Below are 14621 nucleotides of genomic sequence, written 5' to 3' on the forward strand. Positions count from 1 at the left end.
TCGACGGCGGATTTTCTTCCCGATCGGGAGGTCGTAGTTTCCGAAACGGTTTTGCGTACGAGTAGTGAGTGTCCGGATGGCAGAAAAGTCATGTCACGAGATGACAACCCACGGCGAGCGGAGGGACAGACGGGCAAACGGGCGACCTCCTCGAGGCTTCGGCGTCGGGCCTTCCTCTCGAGTGCGGGGGTCGCCGCGGGGGCGATGGCGTTCGGGACGCCGACGGTCGCGGCCGACGACTACCAGTCGGTTACCGACGTTCCCGGTTTTAGCTGCGACGATCCGCAGTTCACCTGCGGACGGGAGGTCACCGCAGCGGACGGGATGGTCTCGACGGTCGACCCGATCGCCTCGGGGGTCGCAGCGCAGATCCTTCGGGAGGGCGGGAACGCGATCGACGCGGCCGTCGCGATCCAGTACGTCCTGACCGTGACCCAGCCCCACGGCTCGGGGATCGGCGGCGGCGGGTTCATGGTCGTCTACGACGCCGACTCGGACACGGTCGAGTGTGTGAACAGCCGAGAGCGCGCCTCCCAGACCGCGTCGCCGGAGCTGTACCACTACGACGGCGAGTACGACCAGGATATCGAGACCGGCGAGGCGATGGGGACGCCGGGGACGGTCAAGGGCCTCGAGACGGCCCGCGAACGGTACGGGAGCTGCTCGCGCCGGCGGCTGATCGACCCGGCGATCCGCCTCGCACGCGACGGGTTCACCGTCGACTGGTTCCTCGCCGAGGAGATCGCCGAAAACACCGACAAGTTCAACGACGCGGCCACCGAGACCTACAGCGACGACCAGGGGAACCTCTACGAGGAGGGCGACACGATGACCAACCCCGACCTCGCCGAGACCCTCGAGTGTATCCAACGGCGAGGGGCCGACGGCTTCTACGAGGGCCCGGTTGCGGCGGACATCGCCGCGACGATTCGGGAGTACGCCCGCGACCCCGACCAGGTCGTCGACGAGGACGACCTCTCGAGGTACGACGTCACGATCGACGACCCGGTCCGCAAGGAGTGGCGCGACGTCGAACTCGTCGGCCAGCCGATGCCGAGCTCCGGCCCGACGGTCGTCGCGATGGTCCTGCGGATGCTCGAGTTCCTCGAGGTCGAGGAGTACGATATCCGCTCGGCGGAGAAGTATCACCTGATCGCCGAGTCGATCTACTCCGCCTGGGCCGATCGGATGGAGTACATGGGCGACGACGAGTTCGTCGACGTCCCCGTCGACGCCCTGCTCGACGACGACTACCTCCGGTCGCGGGCCGACCCCATCGAGTTCGGGGGGACGGTCTTCCCCGACGACGACGAGATGGGGCCGGGCCAGCCCGGCGAGACGACCCACTTCTCGGTCATCGACAAGTGGGGCAACGCCGTCTCCTACACGTCGACGATCGAGCAGTTCATGGGCTCGGGCAAGATGGTGCCCGGACGCGGGTTCCTGCTCAACAACGAGCTCACCGACTTCGACGACGAGCCGGGCGGCCCGAACGAGCCCGACGCCTGGAAGCGCCCGCTGAGCAGTATGAGTCCGATGATTGTGCTGCGGGACGGGAAACCGGAGTTTACGGCCGGCTCGCCGGGCGGCTGGGCGATCGTCAGCGCGACCTTCCAGTCGATCCTCCACCGCTACGACTACGGACTGAGCCCGCTCGAGTCGATCACCGAGCCGTCGATCTACACCCACCACTTCGGTGGTATCGAGTGGGACGAAGGTGTCCCGTCCGAGGCGCGGGAAACGCTCGTGGACTGGGGCCACGAGGTCGACAACGAGCCGAGCGAGATCGGCAACGTCCAGGTCATCGCCAGCGAGGACGGCGTGCTGACGGGTGCGGCAGATCCGAACCGCGACGGACAGGCCGTCGGCTTCGACCGCGCTCCCGGGCAAAGAAGCGACGACTGACGGACAGGGCGTCCCCGGTCGGATAACACCGACTGTGTAGCGCACATCACTGGCGGAATTCTTTTGTGGAGATATGCCGTCTATTCGGATATGAACGGGAATGACGGGCGTTCACGAGTGCTCGCCGCTCTAGAGGAGTCCGTCTGCTCCGATACGGATATCGAGTTCGTAGTTACCTTCGGCTCGCAGACTACTGGCAAATCGACTCCCGCATCCGACTTCGATGTCGCCCTCAAATTCACGGACGATCTTTCCTCTCACGAACGGTTCAAGAGGCGGTGTTTCCTCTCCGGCGACCTCCAGCAAGACGACGCGCCGTTTGTCGACCTTTCCGATATCGAGGAGCTTCCGCTAGATGTGGCGAACGATGCTGTCAACGGCAATCTCGTCTGTGGTGACGAACAGGTGTTTCGACAGTTCAAAACGGACATCGAAGCGGCGTTCTCTCAACAGCGGGACGATCTCCGACAACAACAACACGACGTAATCGATCGGATCGCGGAGGGCGGATTGCGTGGCTGATGAACGGGTCGTCTCGATCAAACTCGAGCAGATCGAGCAGTACCACGGCGAACAGAGAGAAGCAGGAGACTCTCTCTCGGAGCGATATCCTCACTGATACGACCGAACAACGCGCAGTCGAGCGGATGTTCGAGAACGCGATTCAGGCGTGTGCCGATCTCGCTCAACACATCGCCTCGCACGATTTCGATTTCGACGGAAACACTTCCAAGGGGGCGATCCGCGTTCTCGGAGAGGAAGGGGTTATCGACGAGCAAACGATGAATACGCTCGTCGCTGCCGTTGGATTCAGGAACGTTCTGGCCCACGAGTACGGACACGTCGACTATGCGGAGGTCTATGAGACGCTTCGGAGTGGGTTGGCGGTTTACGACACGTACAGTCAGCAGGTCGCTCAGTGGATCCGAAACAATCAGTGAGAGATCCGTAACGAATTGATCAATCGTTTGCCGTCTCTCGGGATAGACGGACGTTCCTCTCGACCGGCGACGCGAACCTATTTGGCGCGACGGCGACCACACTCGAGCGATGGTTTCGGAACTCTTCGACGAGGAGCGCTGGGAGCCGATCGAGGACGTCGATCGGGACTTTCGCGACATCACGTACCACCGGGCGGTCGACTCGGGAACGGTCCGGATCGCCTTCGATCGGCCCGACGTTCGCAACGCCTTCCGGCCGGGAACGGTCGACGAGCTGTACGACGCCTTAGAGCACGCCAAGCGCCAGACGGACGTCGGCTGCATCCTGCTGACGGGCAACGGCCCCTCGCCGAAGGATGGCGGCTGGGCGTTCTGTTCGGGCGGGGATCAGACGATCCGCGGCGAGGACGGCTACCAGTACGAAGGTGACGAGGAACGAGCCTCCGAACAGGGCCGGCTGCACATCCTCGAGGTCCAGCGGCTGATCCGCCACATCCCGAAGGTCGTGGTCTGTGTCGTTCCCGGCTGGGCCGTCGGCGGGGGGCACTCGCTGCACGTCGTCTGCGACCTCACGCTCGCGAGCGAGGAACACGCGAAGTTCCTCCAGACCGACCCCGACGTCGCGAGCTACGACGCCGGCTTCGGCTCGGCGTATCTCGCCAAACAGATCGGTCAGAAGAAGGCCCGCGAGGTGTTTTTCCTCGGGAAGACCTACGACGCCGAGGAGGCCGCAGAGATGGGAATGGTCAACGAGGCTGTTCCCCACGCTGAGTTAGAGGAGACCGCCCTCGAGTGGGGCGAACGTATCAACTCGAAGAGCCCGACGGCGATGCGGATGCTCAAGTACGCGTTCAACATGACCGACGACGGGATGGTCGGCCAGCAGGTGTTCGCGGGCGAGGCTACCCGACTGGGCTACATGACCGACGAGGCGGCGGAGGGCCGGGACGCCTTCGTCGAGGGCCGCGAGCCCGACTTCGACGACTACCCCTGGCACTACTGAGGAAAGATTGCCGCTATCGGCAACGATCGTCTCCATACCGTCGCCGACGGCGGTCGAAACCGACGGCGTGAGAAACCCATATGGCGCCTACGCCCCGACACTGGGGTAGTGTCCCTCCCCGATCGATCCGCGCTCTCCCGCCGCGAGTACGTTCGCGCGCTGGTCGCTACCGGCGGAGCGACGGCGCTGAGCGCCTGTCTCGAACTATCGGACAGCGAGAACGAGGACGAAGACCAGGTTCCCGCGGGCGTCGACGACCCGTCGTCGCTGCCCGAACGCCAGCACGCCTGGGACGAGTCGCTCCCGGCAGACGGGGACGAGAACGTTCGCCCGGCCGAACACCACGTCCTCGTCGCGCTGTCGCTGGACGACGGCGTCGCGAACGGAGACGGTATCGATCCCGATGCCCGGGAGACCGTCGAGGACGCCCTCCGGACGCTCGAGCGGGCCTACGAGCGAAGCAACGACGGCCTGTTGTTCACGGTGGGGTACACGCCGTCGTACTTCGATCGGTTCGAGGAGCCGCTGCCGGAGTCGGTCCACCTCCCCGAGCCCGAGCCGCTCCGCGAGGGTGAGACGCCCGCGTTCGACGAGTTCGACGCTCTCCTGCACCTCGCGAGCGATCGGCCCGAGGTCGTCCTCGAGGCCGAGGAGGGGCTGTTCGGCGAGCGGGAGTCGGTCAACGGGGTCGAACCCGAGGCGGAACTCTCGGGAGTTTTCGACCGCGAGGACGACCGCCGTCGGACGGGATTCGTCGGTGACGGGCTGCCGGCCGAGCGGACAGACGTCCCCGGCGTTCCGGAGACCATCCCCGAGGACGCACCCTTCTTCATGGGGTTTCGCTCGGGGTTCGTCGACAGCCAGGCGAGCGAGGACCGCGTGACGCTCGAGTCGGGGCCGTTCGCGGGCGGGACGACCCAGCAGGTGTCCTCGATGGAAATCAACCTCGAGCAGTGGTTCGACCAGGAGAACCACTACCAGCGCGTCTCGAAGCTGTTCAGCCCCGAACACGCCGACGAGGAGGCCGTCGGCGAGGTCGGGGAGGCACTGGGCGCGACGAACGGGCTGACCGACGAACGCATCGCGGCGACCGAGGACGACGCTCGAGGGCGAGGCGTCGTCGGCCACGCTCAGAAGGCCGCGCGGGCTCGAGAGGACGGCGAGCCCCCGCTCCTGCGACGGGACTTCAACACCGTCGACGGCGATCGACCCGGTCTCCACTTCCTCTCACTGCAGCGGGAGATCGCCGACTTCGTCCGGGTTCGCGAGGCGATGAACGGGACGGATCTGGACGTCGCGACGGCGAACAACGGCATCCTGCACTACCTCTTCGTCGACCGGCGCGGGAACTACCTCGTCCCGCCGCGATCGCTGCGAGCGCTCCCGCCGGCCGATCCGAACGGCGATAGCTGATACGGTGCGATACATGAAACAGGAACGATACGATACGCAACGAACGATCGACCGCCGGACGCTCGTCCGGCGAACTGGCGCGCTCGCGGGAACGGTCGCGCTCGCCGGCTGTACCGGAACCGACGGGGAAGACGACGAGAACGGAGCCGACGACGGAACCGACGACGACGTCGAGGCCGTCCCCGAGATCGTCGAGGTCGAGGACCCGCCCGAGGCCGTCTACGTGCCGACTCACCGCGAGCAGATGCGAACGCTCGAGCCGATCGAGGACGGCGACGTCGCGATCGCACCGATGCTGTCGTACCCCCATCCGTTCTGGATCGTCGCCGGCGGCGGCGAGGATTCGGTCGAGCGCGTCGATCCGGAGGAAGGCCACGGCGTCCACATGATGTTCACCGCCTGGGACCGGGAGACGGGGACGGTCCTCCCGGTCGACGACGGGGTACAGCTGCGGGTATTCCAAGACGGCGAGCAGGTCGGCTCGCCGCTGTCGCCGTGGACGATGATCTCCCAGGAGATGGGCTTTCACTTCGGCGACAACGTCTCCTTGCCCGGCGACGGCAGCTACGCCGTCGAGGTCGAGTTGCCGGCGCTCTCGACCCGGAAGACGGGTGGCCTCGAGGACCGACTGACCGAGGCTGCGAGCGCCAGTTTCGAGTTCGAGTACGACGAGGCGTTCCGCGAGGAGGTCGTCGGCGGGGTCGAGTACCTGGACGAGGAGCTGTGGGGCGAACGGGGCGCGCTCGAGCCGATGGACCACGGGGATCACGACCACGCCGGCGAGGCTGACGATCACGGTCATGAAGAACACAGCCACGACGACGAGGCTGACGATCACGGTCATGAAGAACACAGCCACGACGACGAGGACAACCATGACCATGACGGCGCCGACGATCACAGTCACGGCGACCACGACGACCACGAACACGGCGACGAGAACGAGCACGCCCACCACGAGATCCCCTACTCCCAGCTCCCGCCGGCCGAGGAGTACCCCGGAACGCTGCTCCGCGAGGACGGCGCCGACGGGACCGAACCGACTGACGACGCCGACCTCCCCCGAAGCGGTGACGCGGCGGTCGTCGCGACGCTGCTCGAGTCAGAGTCGCGGCTTGCGAGCGACGAGCGGTACCTGCTGGTCTCCCCGCGAACGCCATACAACCGGGTGCCACTGGCGGACGCGACGCTGGCCGCAACGGTCGAGCACGATGACGAGTCCGGCACCGACACCGTCCTCGAGCAGACCCTCGACGGCGAGTACGGGCTCCACTACGGAGCCGACGTCGCGGCCGAACCGGGCGACGACGTGACGGTATCGTTCGAGGCGCCCCCGCAGGTCGCCCGCCACCAGGGGTACGAGACCGCCTTCCTCGAGATGGAGTCCCTCGAGCTGACGGTCCCGGAGGAGACGGAATGAACGCCGATCGGACGCGACGGGCGCTCGCGGTCGCACTGGCCGCGCTCCTCGCTGTCGGTGTCCTCCTCCCGGCGACGGCCCTGGCCGGCGACAACGCGACGAGCTTCTACTTCGAGGACGACGAGATCGCGGCCGATCCGGGCGAGACGATCGAACTGGAGCTGATCGCCAGCGACCACGGCGACCTCCACGGCAACGGGATCGACGAGCTCGAGGCGACCCTCGCCTACGAGAACGACGTCTTCGAGGTCGTCGACGTCGAACACGGCCCGATGCTCGCCGCGGGCGACGCCGACGCCGAGGTCGAGGGCTCGAGCAGCGTCGACGAGGAGGCGGGAACGGTGACGATCGAACAGGAGCGAACGCCATCCGGCGACGGCGCGACCGCGTCCGACGTCGCGGCGACGATCACCCTCGCGGTCGCCGAGGACGCGGAAGCGACGAGCGAGACGATCGAGATCGCCGACGCGTCGACGACGCTGGTCACGGACTACCCGCAGGCGTCGTTCGAGTACGACGCAACCATCCACGTCGCCGGCGGTGACGGAGATGTGGCGGACGACGAGGCTGACGACGCCGAGACCGACGGCGTGACCCTCGCCGACGACGCCGAGGACTCGGACGACGACGCGGACGCGGACGAGGACAGCACGGTCGACTCGAGCGATACCGACGGAGCCGACGAGAACGGGACGACCGACGACGCTACGGACGACACGGAGTCGAGCGCCGACGCCGACTCCGTGCCCGGTTTCGCCGTTCCGGTCGCCGTCGTCGGACTCACGCTCACGATCGCGCTCCTCGTTGCTCGCCGCCGAGTCTGAGAGACGAGGCCGCGTCGGGAGCGAGGGCGGTTCGACCGCGAGCTGAACGTCCGGTCGGCGTCAATGCCAACGTTGACACTTCCTCGAGTCGGAGTAGTCGGACAATGAGTACGGCGGAGTTCGACATCTCGCGGACGAAGGCGTGGGTGATGGCCGCGCGCCCGCAGACGTTGCCCGCGGCGGCGGCGCCGGTCATCGTCGGGGTCGCGATCGCGATTCACGAGGGCGTGTTCGCCCCGCTGCCGGCGCTGATGGCCTTTATCGGCGCGGCGCTGATCCAGATCGGTACCAACTTCGCGAACGACTACTACGACGCGATCAAGGGAGCGGACACGGCGGACCGTGAGGGATTTACTCGAGTCACCCAGTCTGGGCTGATCCCGGCCGAGCGGGTCAAGCTGGCGACGGTTGTCACCTTCGGGCTGGCGATCCTCTCGGGGACCTACCTCGTCTACGTCGGGGGCGTGCCGATCCTCGTAATCGGCCTCGTCAGCGTTCTCTGTGGCTGGGCCTACACGGGCGGTCCCTACCCGCTTGGCTACCACGGCCTCGGGGACCTGTTCGTCTTCGTCTTCTTCGGACTCGTGGCTGTCGTCGGTACGTTCTACGTCCAGGCTGCGGCCCAGCTCGAGCCGTTCATCACGACGCTGCCCGAGGGAACGGTCACTCGCGAGGCGATCCTCGCGAGCCTCCCGATCGCGGGGCTCTCGACGGCCATCATCGTCGTCAACAACGTCCGCGACAGGGAGACCGACGCCGAGACCGGGAAGCGGACCCTCGCCGTTCGGCTGGGGTACCGGTGGAGTCGCCTCGAGTATCTCGCCCTGCTCGGGCTGGCGTATCTCGTCCCGCTGTGGTTCTGGTTCGGCGAGGGGTTCGGCCCCGCGGTCCTGGTGCCGCTGGTTACGCTCCCTTACGCCGCGATGATCGGCCGCACGATGCTGACCCGCACCGATGGGGAGGCGCTCAACCCCGCCCTCGAGCAGACCGGGAAGCTACTCGCGCTGTACGCCGTCCTGTTCGCCGGAGGGCTGGTGCTGGGATGAGCCGATACGACCTCGAGTACCGCCCGTTCTCGCTGTCACTCGTCGAACCGCTCGAGACCGCCAGCGGCACGATCGACTCCCGAGACGGCTTCCTCGTCCGCGTAACCCGGGCCGACGACGGCGCCGTCGGCTACGGCGAGGCGACCCCGCTTCCGGGGTGGACCGAGTCGCTCGCGGACTGCGAGGCCGCCCTCGAGCGCGCGCAGGCGGCGTTCGATTCCGAGGAGGACGACGTCCTCGAGGCCGTCGACGAGGCCGTCGCCGCCCGGTACGGCGTCTCGCTGGCACTGGCCGATCTCGAGGCCTCGAGCGAGTCGACCCCGCTGTACCGGTACTACAGCCCGGACGCGCTGGTCGCCCGGGTGCCGGTGAACGCGACCGTCGGCGACGGCTCGACCGAGGACACCGTCGCCGCCGCCCGGGACGCCGTCGAGCGCGGCTTCGGCTGCTGCAAGCTCAAGGTCGGTCGCCGGAGCGTCGATGCCGACGTCGAGCGGATGCGACGGGTCCGAGAGGCCGTCGGTCCGGAGATCGAGCTCCGGGCCGACGCGAACGGCGCCTGGAACTACGAGGAGGCGCTCGAGGCGGTCGAGGCCTTCGACGACCTCGAGGTCTCGCTCGTCGAACAGCCCCTGCCCGCGGGCGCTCTCGAGGGTCACGCCGACCTCCGGGGCCGGGGTGTCGGGATCGGCCTCGACGAGGGGTTACTCGAGCACGGAGTCGACGCGATCTGCGAGGCGCAGGCCGCCGACGCCGTCGTCCTCAAGCCGATGGCGCTGGGCGGGCTCGACATTGCCCAGCAGGTCGCGACGTGGGTCGACCAGCTCGGCGTGACGCCGCTGGTGACGACGACGATCGACGGCGTCGTCGCCCGCGCCGGCGCCGTCCACCTCGCGGCGTCGCTGCCTGACCCGCCGGCCTGCGGGCTGGCGACCGGCGACCTGCTCGCGGAAGACCTCGGCCGGGATCCCGTCCTGTTCGAGAACGGCGCGGCGGTCGTCCCCCAGGCCAAGGGACTGGGCGTCGAGGGGGTGTGGGCGGAGTGACGCCCCTCGAGTGGCCCGCCCGCGACCTCGCGAGCCACCGCGTCGCCTCGACGCCCGGACGGACCGCCGTGATCGACGCCGACGCCGACGAGTCGTGGACGTTCCGCGAACTCGATCGGCGGGTCGAGACGGCCGCACGCGAGTTTCAGGAGCTCCTCGAGGACCCCCTCGAGGACCGTCTCGGACTCCTACTCGATACCCGGCCCGCGTTCGCGACGCTGTTTTTCGCCGCGATGCGACTCGGTACGACCGTCGTTCCGCTGAACGTCCGCGAGACGACCGCCGAACTGGCCGGAAAGGCCGAGCGAACCGGGATCGACGCCGTCGTCTGCGAGGGCGAGACGGAGTCGGCCGCTCTCGAGCTGGCCGACAAACTGGATGGAGTTCCAGTTCGTTCGGTCGACGAACCGACCTCGGGTCGGGTGCGGACGCTCGCGGTCGGCGACGCGGGCGACGACGCCGCCCCACCAGTCGAGCCCGCCGCCCGCGAGCCCGACGACACCCAGCTGATCCTGTTTACCTCCGGCACCTCCGGCGAGCCGAAGGGGGTCAGACTGACCGTCGGCAACCTCGTCGCCAGCGCGACGGCGTCGGCGTTTCGCCTCGGCGTCGACCGCGGGGACCGGTGGCTGTGCTGTCTCCCGATGTACCACATGGGCGGGCTCGCGCCCGTCGTCCGTTCGGCGCTGTACGGCTCCCCTGTCGTGATCCAGCGGGAGTTCGAGCCCCGGGAGACGGCTCGAGCGCTCGAGCGCTCCGAGGCCACCGGGATCTCGCTGGTGCCGACGATGTGCACGCGGCTGCTCGAGGCCGGCTGGGAACCACCAGAATGGCTGCGGTTCGTCCTCCTGGGGGGTGCACCCGCCTCGAGCGAGCTGCTCGAGCGCTGTCGCGAGGCCGACGTTCCGGTCCACCCGACCTACGGGATGACCGAGACGGCCTCCCAGATCGCCACCGCGACGCCCGCCGAGACCGCGGCCCACAAGGGAACCGCAGGCCAGCCGCTCCTGTTTACCGACGTGACCGTCGTCGACGAGTCGGGCGAACCGGTTCCTCGGGGTGAGATCGGGGAGTTCGTCGTCTCCGGGCCGACGGTGACACCGGGCTACCTCGAGGCCGAGCGCACCGAGGCGGCGTTCGGCGACCGGGGACTCCACACCGGCGACGTCGGTTACGCGGACGCCGACGGCCGACTGTGGGTTCTCAACCGCCGGAGCGACCGGATCGTCACCGGCGGGGAGAACGTCGATCCGGGTGCGGTCGCCGACGTCCTCCGGAGCCATCCCGGGGTCGACGACGCGGCCGTCGTCGGGCTCGAGGATTCCGAGTGGGGCGAGCGCGTCGCTGCGCTGCTCGCCGCCGAGGCGGGATCTGTCGGGCTCGAGTCGGTTCTCGGCCACTGCGACGACCACCTGGCAGGCTTCAAACGGCCGAAGACGATCGCCGTAGCCGAATCGTTACCGCGAACTCACTCGGGGACCGTCGACCGCGAGGCCGTCCGGACGCGGCTGCTCGAGTCGGGGACGGACGTCTCGACGTGGTCGCGCAGGGAGTGAGGCTCAATCGGACGCGAAGTTAAGACCCTCCCGTTCTTACCCCCGCCCGTGTGTACGCTCACGCTCGCCTGGCAGGTCTTCGAGGACGCGCCGGTGGCGGTCGCCGCCAACCGCGACGAATCGCTCGAGCGCGAGTCCATTCCTCCCGAGCGCTACCGCGAGAACCCGCGGGTCGTTGCACCCCGAGACGCCGAGGCCGGGGGCACCTGGATCGGCTACAACGAGCACGGCCTGTTCGTCGGGGTTACGAACCGCTGGGGAACGCCCGAGCTCGCCGCCGAGCGCTCCCGCGGACTGCTCGTTGCCGACGCCCTCGAGGCCGAGTCGGCGGCCGAGGCAACCGCACTCGTCGAAGAGGAAACCGCAGCACGGGAGTACGACGGTTTCTACCTCGTCCTCGCCGACGAGCGCGACGCGGTTTGCCTGCAGTGGAACGGCGCCCTCGAGCGAACCGACTTCGAGCCGGGGGTCCACGTCGTCGTCAACGCTGCGGTCGACGACGACGTTCGCCTTCCGCCCGACCGAACCGAGGTCGCCCGCGAGCAGGCCCGAAACGCCCGCAGGGTGCGCCGGGAGCTGACCGTCGATCCCGGGGAGCGCGTCGGGGAGTGGCTCGAGCGGGCGGGCGGCGTCCTCGGCGATCACGACTACGGCGTCTGCGTCCACGGCGACGGCTACGGTACCCGCTCCTCCTCGTTGATTACGCTCGGCACGAACTCGCGATACCTGTTCGCGCCGGGACCGCCCTGCGAGACGCCCTACGAGCCCGTCGGCGTGGCAGACTTCGACAGGGAGCGCGAAGGGCACATTTAAGCGGCTCGCTCCACCTGATACAGGTATGCACGCACTTGCGCCCGTAGCGGCGAGCACGGGGTGGTCGCAGTGAGCGTCTCCGAAATCGAGGCCGAGCTCTCCGCGGACGAGCGAGCCGGGCTCGAACTCGTCCGCGACAGCGGCGGGATCCACCAGAGCGACTTCTGGAAGGAGCTCGACGTCTCATCACGGAAGGGGAGCCGGATCGTCGAATCGCTCGTCGAGAAGGGGCTGGTCGACCGCGAGGACACGATCTACAACGGGCACAACACCTACTACATCACGCCAATCGCCCGCGACCTCGACTTTACGCTGCTGATGGCCGGCGACATGCTCTCGCCGTTTATCGGCGAGGACGAGGTCGACCCCAACAGCGACGCCTTCTCGCAGTGGATCATGAACCTCGCCTACGAGGAGTGACGACCCTCGAGGACTCGCTTAGCCGTTTCGTTCGAACCGTTCGATGAGCACCAACGGCTCTTTCTCGCGGTTCGTCGCCGACGGTTCGCCGACGATCGCCTCGAGCAGCCGTCGGTGAACGTCTCGGGCCGCCCGCCGTTCCGCGGCCTCGAGGCTGTGGTGTTCCTGAATCTCGGCCCAGAATCCCGGCCCGAGCCGCAGCACCGTTTCGTCGTTCGAGTGGTAGCAAACGTCGCGATCCGGGAGCGTGCCGTCGATCGCGGACTGCCGGCCGCTGAGCTGAACCCGGGCGAGCACGGCGACGAGCTGCGGACGCGAGACGGGGGTCTCGAGCGCGACGGCGTCGATAGTTTCACCGAAGTACGCCGCGACGAGATCGCAGGCTCGAGCGAACTCGTCGAACCGAACCGTCTCGTTTGCCGTGAGCTTCATTGGAATCGACCGGCGACGCGCCGATGGTACTCCGGTTGTCAGTGGATTAGCAAAAAGCTGCGGGCCGATCGTCTATTCGAGAGCGCTCGCGGTCCTGATCAGCCGCTCCTCGCCGAAGGCGGGGCCGACGAGCTGCAGCCCGACGGGGAGGCCGTCGGTCTCGCCCGCGGGGACCGAGATCGCCGGCAGGTCGGCGAGGTTGACCGGGACGGTGTTGGCGTCCGCGAGGTACATCTGCAGCGGGTCCTCGAGGCTCTCGCCGCGCTCGAACGGGGGAACGGGCATCGTCGGCGAGGCGAGCACGTCGGCCTCCTCGAGGGCCTCGTCGAAGTCCTGTTTCACCCAGGCGCGGGCGTCCTGGGCCTTCTTGTAGTACTTGTCGTGGTAGCCAGCCGAGAGGGCGTACGTGCCCAGCAGGATTCGGCGTTTGACCTCGTCACCGAATCCCTCCTTGCGGGCCTGCGAGAACGTCTCGTTCCAGTTGCCCCCGCTCTCGACGTCGTGGCCGTACCGGACGCCGTCGAACCGGGCGAGATTCGAGGAGGCTTCCGACATCGCGATCACGTAGTAGGCCTCGACGGCGTGGTCGACCGACGGTAAGGAGACCTCGCGGTACTCCGCGCCCTGCGCCTCGAGGTCGGCGATGGCGTCCCAGAACGTCTCGACGACGCCCTCGTCGGCACCCTCGAGCAGCTCGGTGGGGACGCCGATCGTGAGCCCGTCGACGTCGCCAGTCGCGGCGTCGGCGTAGCTCGCCCCCTCGAGTTGCGGCTCGCGGGTCGTCGCGTCCCGCTCGTCGCTGCCCGCGACGACGTCGAGCAACGCGGCGGCGTCCTCGACGGAGTTCGCGAACGGGCCGATCTGCTCGAGACTGTTGCCGTAGGCGACGAGCCCGTACCGGGAGACCAGTCCGTACGTCGGCTTGATGCCGACGACGCCACAGAAGGCGGCGGGACAACGGATCGACCCACCGGTGTCGGAGCCAAGCGCGAGGTCGGCCTCGCCGGCTGCGACCGCAGCCGCGGAGCCGCCCGATGAGCCGCCGGGAACTCGCCCCGGCGCGGCCGGGTTCTCGGTCGCGCCGAAGTGCGACGTTTCGGTCGTCGATCCCATCCCGAACTCGTCCATGTTGGCCTTGCCGACGATCGTCGCGCCGGCCTCCTTGAGCCGCGAGACTGCGGTCGCGTCGTAGGGAGGGACGTACTCCTCGAGCATCCGCGAGCCGCAGGTCGTCCGGACGCCTTCGGTGGAGATGTTGTCCTTGACGGCGACGCTCTTCCCTACGAGAGGGCCGTCGTCGGCGCCCTCGATCGTCTCCTCGGTGATGAAGACGTTCTCGCTCATGAGACGTTCGGCCCCTTGAAGTAGCCGTCCTCCGTTTCGGGCGCGTTCCGCAGCGCCTCAGCCCGATCGAGGGAGTCGCGTTCCTCGTCGGGTCGCATCACGTTCGTGAGGTCGGCCTCGCGGTCGACCTCGGGCACCTCGTCGAGGCTGTCGAAGTACTCGAGGACGTCCGCGAACTGTCGGGTGAACTGGTCGACCTCCTCGTCGGTCAGGTCGACGCGAGCCAGCTCCGCGACGTGGCGGACCTCCTCGGCACTGACGGCGTCGTCGGTCATACCAGATCCCACCGGCCTCCGGAGAGTAAGGGTTTCGATACCGCGGGAACGGCGATCGGTGTCCCCCGCCCATCGTAATCGCGTATTACCGTTCGGGCGCGGCAGAGACGATCGGAGTACTTAACTCCGTCGAATCCTTGGAACGGGAACGGAACGGTCTCCGGCCGGCACACCGGCCGGATT

General features: G+C 67.9%; 15 protein-coding genes. 12 read left to right on the forward strand and 3 right to left on the reverse strand.

Annotated elements, in window-relative coordinates:
• Positions 1-90: 90 nt before the first annotated feature.
• From ggt to C491_RS08760, 12 genes are all read left to right on the forward strand, one after another.
• On the forward strand, positions 91-1905 hold the full coding sequence (gene ggt / locus C491_RS08705) for a gamma-glutamyltransferase (protein WP_049891645.1): 1815 nt from the start codon (positions 91-93) through the stop codon (positions 1903-1905).
• Positions 1906-1995: 90 nt separating this feature from the next.
• The gene (locus C491_RS08710) at positions 1996-2427 is read left to right on the forward strand and encodes a nucleotidyltransferase domain-containing protein (RefSeq protein WP_152421297.1); all 432 of its coding nucleotides are present in this window, start codon (positions 1996-1998) and stop codon (positions 2425-2427) included.
• On the forward strand, positions 2427-2846 hold the full coding sequence (gene hepT, locus C491_RS08715) for a type VII toxin-antitoxin system HepT family RNase toxin (RefSeq protein WP_083909296.1): 420 nt from the start codon (positions 2427-2429) through the stop codon (positions 2844-2846). The genes C491_RS08710 and hepT overlap by 1 nt, the downstream gene beginning before the upstream one ends.
• A gap of 109 nt (positions 2847-2955) precedes the next feature.
• On the forward strand, positions 2956-3849 hold the full coding sequence (locus tag C491_RS08720) for a 1,4-dihydroxy-2-naphthoyl-CoA synthase (protein WP_005555295.1): 894 nt from the start codon (positions 2956-2958) through the stop codon (positions 3847-3849).
• A 108-nt stretch (positions 3850-3957) separates the two neighbouring features.
• Positions 3958-5262, forward strand: a complete 1305-nt coding sequence (locus C491_RS08725; protein WP_005555297.1) for a DUF7405 family protein — start codon at positions 3958-3960, stop codon at positions 5260-5262.
• 13 nt (positions 5263-5275) lie between these two features.
• Positions 5276-6682: a DUF7350 domain-containing protein gene (locus C491_RS08730; protein ID WP_005555299.1), complete on the forward strand. Its 1407-nt coding sequence runs from the start codon at positions 5276-5278 to the stop codon at positions 6680-6682.
• Positions 6679-7506, forward strand: a complete 828-nt coding sequence (locus C491_RS08735; RefSeq protein ID WP_005555301.1) for a cohesin domain-containing protein — start codon at positions 6679-6681, stop codon at positions 7504-7506. The genes C491_RS08730 and C491_RS08735 overlap by 4 nt, the downstream gene beginning before the upstream one ends.
• A 104-nt stretch (positions 7507-7610) precedes the next feature.
• The gene (locus C491_RS08740; RefSeq protein ID WP_005555302.1) at positions 7611-8552 is read left to right on the forward strand and encodes a 1,4-dihydroxy-2-naphthoate polyprenyltransferase; all 942 of its coding nucleotides are present in this window, start codon (positions 7611-7613) and stop codon (positions 8550-8552) included.
• Positions 8549-9598: a mandelate racemase/muconate lactonizing enzyme family protein gene (locus C491_RS08745; protein ID WP_005555304.1), complete on the forward strand. Its 1050-nt coding sequence runs from the start codon at positions 8549-8551 to the stop codon at positions 9596-9598. The genes C491_RS08740 and C491_RS08745 overlap by 4 nt, the downstream gene beginning before the upstream one ends.
• Positions 9586-11154 carry a class I adenylate-forming enzyme family protein gene (locus tag C491_RS08750; RefSeq protein WP_005555306.1) on the forward strand — a complete coding sequence of 523 codons (1569 nt, stop codon included), beginning with the start codon at positions 9586-9588 and terminating at the stop codon, positions 11152-11154. Before C491_RS08745 ends, C491_RS08750 begins: the two co-directional genes overlap by 13 nt.
• A 48-nt stretch (positions 11155-11202) precedes the next feature.
• Entirely contained in the window at positions 11203-11967 is a 765-nt protein-coding gene (locus tag C491_RS08755) for an NRDE family protein (protein ID WP_005555309.1), read from the forward strand.
• Positions 11968-12036: 69 nt separating this feature from the next.
• Positions 12037-12387: a helix-turn-helix transcriptional regulator gene (locus C491_RS08760; protein ID WP_005555312.1), complete on the forward strand. Its 351-nt coding sequence runs from the start codon at positions 12037-12039 to the stop codon at positions 12385-12387.
• An 18-nt stretch (positions 12388-12405) separates the two neighbouring features.
• On the opposite strand, the gene C491_RS08765 is transcribed toward C491_RS08760, so the two are convergent.
• The 3 genes from C491_RS08765 to gatC form a co-directional block, all read right to left on the reverse strand.
• A complete protein-coding gene (locus C491_RS08765) occupies positions 12406-12819 on the reverse strand; it encodes a hypothetical protein (RefSeq protein WP_005555314.1) in 414 nt (137 codons plus the stop codon).
• A 72-nt stretch (positions 12820-12891) separates the two neighbouring features.
• The gene (gene gatA / locus C491_RS08770; RefSeq protein ID WP_005555316.1) at positions 12892-14163 is read right to left on the reverse strand and encodes an Asp-tRNA(Asn)/Glu-tRNA(Gln) amidotransferase subunit GatA; all 1272 of its coding nucleotides are present in this window, start codon (positions 14161-14163) and stop codon (positions 12892-12894) included.
• Positions 14160-14438: an Asp-tRNA(Asn)/Glu-tRNA(Gln) amidotransferase subunit GatC gene (gene gatC, locus C491_RS08775; RefSeq protein WP_005555318.1), complete on the reverse strand. Its 279-nt coding sequence runs from the start codon at positions 14436-14438 to the stop codon at positions 14160-14162. Before gatC ends, gatA begins: the two co-directional genes overlap by 4 nt.
• Positions 14439-14621 lie beyond the last annotated feature (183 nt).

The organism is Natronococcus amylolyticus DSM 10524 (assembly GCF_000337675.1).
Taxonomy (GTDB): Archaea; Halobacteriota; Halobacteria; order Halobacteriales; family Natrialbaceae; genus Natronococcus; species Natronococcus amylolyticus.